The organism is Halomonas sp. 3D7M (assembly GCF_014897885.1).
In the GTDB taxonomy this organism is placed as follows: domain Bacteria; phylum Pseudomonadota; class Gammaproteobacteria; order Pseudomonadales; family Halomonadaceae; genus Vreelandella.
This window is the reverse complement of record NZ_JABUZF010000123.1, coordinates 11569-16139: the sequence shown is the minus strand read 5'-3', so window position 1 is coordinate 16139 and position 4571 is coordinate 11569. Positions and strand designations below refer to the sequence as shown.

6 protein-coding genes are annotated in these 4571 nt (G+C 53.1%); 5 read left to right on the top strand and 1 reads right to left on the bottom strand.

Going from position 1 to position 4571, the window contains the following annotated elements; all coding sequences use genetic code 11:
- Positions 1–117: 117 nt before the first annotated feature.
- From INT22_RS05750 to INT22_RS05740, 3 genes are all read left to right on the top strand, one after another.
- Complete coding sequence (locus INT22_RS05750) at positions 118–1197, top strand: 3-deoxy-7-phosphoheptulonate synthase (RefSeq protein WP_089039213.1); 1080 nt, start codon at positions 118–120, stop codon at positions 1195–1197.
- 89 nt (positions 1198–1286) lie between these two features.
- The gene (locus INT22_RS05745) at positions 1287–1799 is read left to right on the top strand and encodes a DUF3087 family protein (protein ID WP_193067853.1); all 513 of its coding nucleotides are present in this window, start codon (positions 1287–1289) and stop codon (positions 1797–1799) included.
- 155 nt (positions 1800–1954) lie between these two features.
- Positions 1955–2695, top strand: a complete 741-nt coding sequence (locus INT22_RS05740) for an MliC family protein (protein WP_193067852.1) — start codon at positions 1955–1957, stop codon at positions 2693–2695.
- Between the two features lie 30 nt (positions 2696–2725).
- Here INT22_RS05740 and INT22_RS05735 read toward each other — a convergent pair whose 3' ends face one another.
- The gene (locus tag INT22_RS05735; protein WP_193067851.1) at positions 2726–3796 is read right to left on the bottom strand and encodes a metal-dependent hydrolase; all 1071 of its coding nucleotides are present in this window, start codon (positions 3794–3796) and stop codon (positions 2726–2728) included.
- Positions 3797–3872: 76 nt separating this feature from the next.
- Between INT22_RS05735 and INT22_RS05730 the strand changes: the two genes are divergently transcribed.
- Together INT22_RS05730 and INT22_RS05725 are read left to right on the top strand one after the other, a co-directional pair.
- Positions 3873–4322 (top strand): DUF411 domain-containing protein, encoded by a 450-nt coding sequence (locus tag INT22_RS05730; protein ID WP_089039209.1) that lies wholly within the window; start codon positions 3873–3875, stop codon positions 4320–4322.
- A gap of 18 nt (positions 4323–4340) precedes the next feature.
- Positions 4341–4571: VOC family protein (locus tag INT22_RS05725; RefSeq protein WP_193067850.1), on the top strand; the 231-nt coding region annotated here is incomplete at its 3' end.

The window sequence follows — 4571 nt, the reverse complement described above, 5'->3', positions numbered from 1 at the left end:
GGCTATGGCTGGCGATTTAGCGACGCGCGGTCGGTGCAAGCTGCCACCTCCGACCGTGCAAGCCTGGGTGGCAAGTTGTTGTTATCACGATGTCACACGCTTCCGGAGAGTTAAGTTATGAATGCCCATGTCAGCCCTGCTTGCACAACCTTGTCAAACCTAGCGTCATTAACGAATGGCCCCTCAAGCTCATCGCAGCCATTGCCTTTGCCGGCAGAGCTACGCCGCAGTGTCGCTATCAATAGCCAACTGGGTGAGCAAATTGCCCACCAGCGCCAAGCGGTTCAGCGTATCCTGAATGGTCAAGATAAGCGCTTATTAGTGGTTGTTGGCCCCTGTTCCGTCCACGATCCAGAAGCAGCGTTAGAGTATGCCGATCGGTTGGCTGCGCTAAGCGAAGAAGTTAGCGAGCAACTATTACCGGTCATGCGTGTTTACGTAGAAAAGCCGCGCACCACCGTTGGCTGGAAGGGGTTGGCATACGACCCTGGGCTAGATGGTAGTGGTGATATGTCAAAAGGCATCACCCTTTCTCGTGAGCTTATGCACGCGGTTGCTTCGCGGGGGCTGCCGGTGGCCACAGAGCTTTTACAGCCAATGCTAGCCCCCTACTTAGATGACCTGCTGAGCTGGGTCGCCATTGGTGCTCGTACCACTGAGTCGCAGTTACACCGAGAGCTGGCAAGTGATCTTGCGGCCGCAGTGGGGTTCAAAAATGCGACGAGCGGCGACGTTCAGGTTGCCATTGATGCCATGCAGGCAGCGGCTCATTCCCACCAGCGTTTCGCCATGGATAATGAAGGACGCCCGGTCATGCAGGAAACGGCTGGTAACCCCAATACGCATGTGGTGTTACGAGGTGGTCATGGCGAGCCAAACTACCAGGCGCATCATGTGCGAGCAGCGGTGAATACCCTACGAGACGCCGGACAGAACCCTCGCTTAATGGTGGACTGCAGTCACGCCAATGCGCGAAAAGATCACCGACGCCAAAGCGAAGTGCTGCTCGACGTGTTGGCACAGCGCAAGGCAGGCGATGCCAACTTGGTGGCGCTAATGCTCGAAAGTCACCTGTTTGAAGGTAAGCAAGCGCTGTCGCCTAACGCGATGCGCTACGGCGTATCGGTGACCGATGCCTGTGTGAGTTGGGAAACCACGGAACGATTGCTAAAAACCGCTGCTGAGCGAATGAGTTAACCCAGTCATCTTCCCGCAGCTGGATAATCTCTTGTTTGCCCTGGCCAGCCCCGTATCATAAGAGACTACTTTTTATGATGAGGTTGGCCATGGTTTTCACCCTTGAGCAGCATAATCCCAGTAGTTACCAGCGCAAGGCGCGAATGATCAGTATTGCCATGGCAGGGCAATTAATTGTCTTCGGGTTACTGTTCTCGATGCTGTTAACTTCCGCTTTTGGCAGCACCTTATGGCTCAATGGGCTGGGGGTCTTCCTTGGCTTGTTGGCCACCAGCGTACTGTTTGCGGTGCTTAAGGATCGCCCATGGATGACTGAAATGCGCTATGTATGGCAGCTCAAACACCACCTTTCTCAGATTAGTGGCTACCTGCAGCCACTGCGCCGCGGCGTGGAGGAAGATAATCGTGTAGCGCTGGATATTGTGACATTTTACCATCAAGGCATGACGCAGCTCGCTGAACTTAACGGCCGTACTACCGATGATGATTCTGAACGCCTAGCTGAAAAAATGCAGATAAAGTTAAAGCGCGAAGAGCTGGGGCTGCCAGCCCAGGTTGACAGTTTTGACCCGCAGGACTTAAAAGCATTTAAGCGTCGCTAGCTGAAGTGAAATTTATTTATTAAGAAGAGCGACGCCGAGCGTTAACTAGACGCCATTGACGGTGCCTATGATGATCAAAGGCATAACATCGATAGCAGTAACGATAGTGATAGCGGTAACGGTAACAACAGTGATGACAACAGGGAGCAGAATGCATGACTTACTCACCTAATCGGTTAACCGGTTTGATTGCGCTAACGGCCACGTTTGCATTGACGGGCTGTGCAAGTACTGGGACAACGCCTGCTAATTCTGCTGCTGGAGTGTCCAAAACAACCGTACACAGCAGTGCACCGCTACTGCCCGCTACGCTATTTCCAGGCAGCGCGGCCCATTTTGACGCTTGGGAGTGTCAGCCCGCAAACCAGAACTTGGTCACCGCGGTGAACGACGATAACCTGCGTCTTTGGTCACTACATGGTGCCTGGCGTTTACCGGAAGCGATTGTGGCAAGTGGTGCGCGCTATCAAGATGGTGAGATCAGCTTCTGGAATCGTGGCGATCAAGCGCAGGTTGAAACACCGCGTGGTCAGTTGCAATGCCAACAGGGGCAGCGCCGAGCCGCAGCAACCCGCGCTGACCATCCTGGCGTGATGTTTCTAGGGCGTGGCAATGAGCCGGGCTGGTCGATTGAGCTAGCTCATGATGCTCCGGTGATGACTTGGACAACGAACTACGGCAGCGAGACGCAAACCATGCCCTATATGGTAAGCGTCATGGACAATGAGGCGGGCAGAGTGGTGATTGAAAATGCCAACGCAGAGGAGTTTTTCCGCGTACGCATTGAGTCGGGAGCCTGTTTTGATGACATGAAAGGCCAGCCGTATCCCGCTCGAGTCACTCTGACAATCGGCGGGGAACAGTACAAAGGCTGTGGTCAGGGCATCGCTCCTTAGTTGGCACGGTCTTTTGAGTCCACTGATGTGTCAGCAACGGTAAAGCGAAGGCTCGGCACGCCATTGTGCTTCAATAAAGTCGCTGGCACACAGTGCGGTGTTATCACCGATAGCCCTGGCAGCGAGCCTTGAAAGTATTTCCAGTCTAGGCTCTCGGGAGGTTGCTAGTTGCTCGCTTATGTCGGCAGGGTGCCAAGAACCATCTTTCCACGTTGCCAGGGTAAAACTGAACGGATGAAAGCCTGGAAAGCCAAGGCGAATATCGGTGGCGATTAGCGTTTCCTGGCCATCGATCAACAGCGTGTCATAGCGTAGAAAGGGGCCAGTAAACCATGTCAGCCGTTGGCCAAGTGGGCTGGCTAGCACGCTTTCCTCAAGTACGACGTTGCGCTTTATAGCTTCAAGCGTTGGTGCGTCCTGATTATCAAATACGCTGATCAAACTCTCAAAATAGCGATCTCCGTCAATAACCGTCGCGCGCCACAGTGCAATATTAAACGGCGTCGGTTGAATCAATACCGGTGCTGCCTGTAAGCCAGCGTCCGCCAGTGCTGGGGTTAAGCGTTGCTCAACGCTCCATTTCGCGCCTGCCGCCAGTAGTAAATACATGCTGGATACGACTAATCCGATCGTACAAGCCCGACGCACTTTTTTGGCGGCAATAGCGATGGTTAACGCAACCAGCAGCGGTAGGGTGTAAAAAGGATCGATAATAAACACGATAGGCCACGCTATGGGTGGCATATCCAGTGGCCAGAACAGCTGAGTGCCGTAAGTAGTAAATGAATCAAGTACCGGGTGGGTTGTCAGACAGAGAACGAAAAAACACCACCATCTCCCCAGGCTGATATCACGCGCAGGTATGAAACGCTGGCACAGTAGCGCCACTATCGTGGCTAAGCCAGTCAGCACAAATAGGGAGTGGCTAAAACCGCGGTGCTCAGTCACATTAGCCACTGCATCGCCATAATCAAGCATCACGTCTAGATCGGGCAGCGTGCCGAGCACTGCACCCATTAGTATGGCTTTGCGACCCAGTCGTTTACCTAATATTGCACCACCTATGGCGGCCCCAAGGGCTGCTTGTGTGACTGAATCCACGTAAGTCTCCTTGGGGCGGCCCCGTATTCCAAGTAAGCTAGGTATTATTGTACATGTCGGTGAAGAGGATTTTTAAATGTCACGAAATCGTCTAGTTAAAGGTCTGGTGGGCAGTCTTCTTGCTGCCTATTCGCTAAGCGCTTTGGCAGCGCCTACGATTGATGTGCACAGCGATCCTAACTGTGGCTGCTGTAGTGCATGGGTCAGCCATCTTGAAGAAGCCGGGTTTACTGTAAACCATCACCGTGACGGCGATCTCCGGTCAGTCAAAGTAGCCAATAATGTTCCTGCAGAACTAGCATCTTGCCACACAGCCATCGTTGATGGTTACGTGATAGAAGGCCATGTGCCCGCTGCAGATATTAAGCGGCTGTTAGAAGAGCAGCCAGACGTTATCGGGTTAACAGTGCCAGGTATGCCGCATGGTTCTCCGGGCATGGAAACCGGCCGGGTTGATGATTACGCTGTTCTCAGTTGGACCCGCAACGACAGTATTCCCGCTATCTTTAGCGAATATACCCAGTAATGATGGAGGGAGAATGACATGCAGTTTTTGCACACTATGGTAAGGGTAAGAGACTTAGATGCATCGTTGAATTTTTACTGCGATCTTTTAGGGTTGAAAGAAGTGCGTCGCAAAGAAAATGAGAAGGGCCGTTTTACGCTGGTCTTTCTCGCCGCGCCGGAAGATGAAGCGCGCTCCGAACGCTTAGCGGCACCAGAGCTTGAGTTAACCTATAACTGGGATCCAGAAGAGCTCACCGGCGGGCGCAAC

Coding starts and splice junctions, on each gene's coding strand:
- INT22_RS05745 (WP_193067853.1), top strand. CDS start 1,287: ATGGTTTTCACCCTTGAGCAGCATAATCCCAGTAGTTACCAGCGCAAG.
- INT22_RS05750 (WP_089039213.1), top strand. CDS start 118: ATGAATGCCCATGTCAGCCCTGCTTGCACAACCTTGTCAAACCTAGCG.
- INT22_RS05740 (WP_193067852.1), top strand. CDS start 1,955: ATGACTTACTCACCTAATCGGTTAACCGGTTTGATTGCGCTAACGGCC.
- INT22_RS05730 (WP_089039209.1), top strand. CDS start 3,873: ATGTCACGAAATCGTCTAGTTAAAGGTCTGGTGGGCAGTCTTCTTGCT.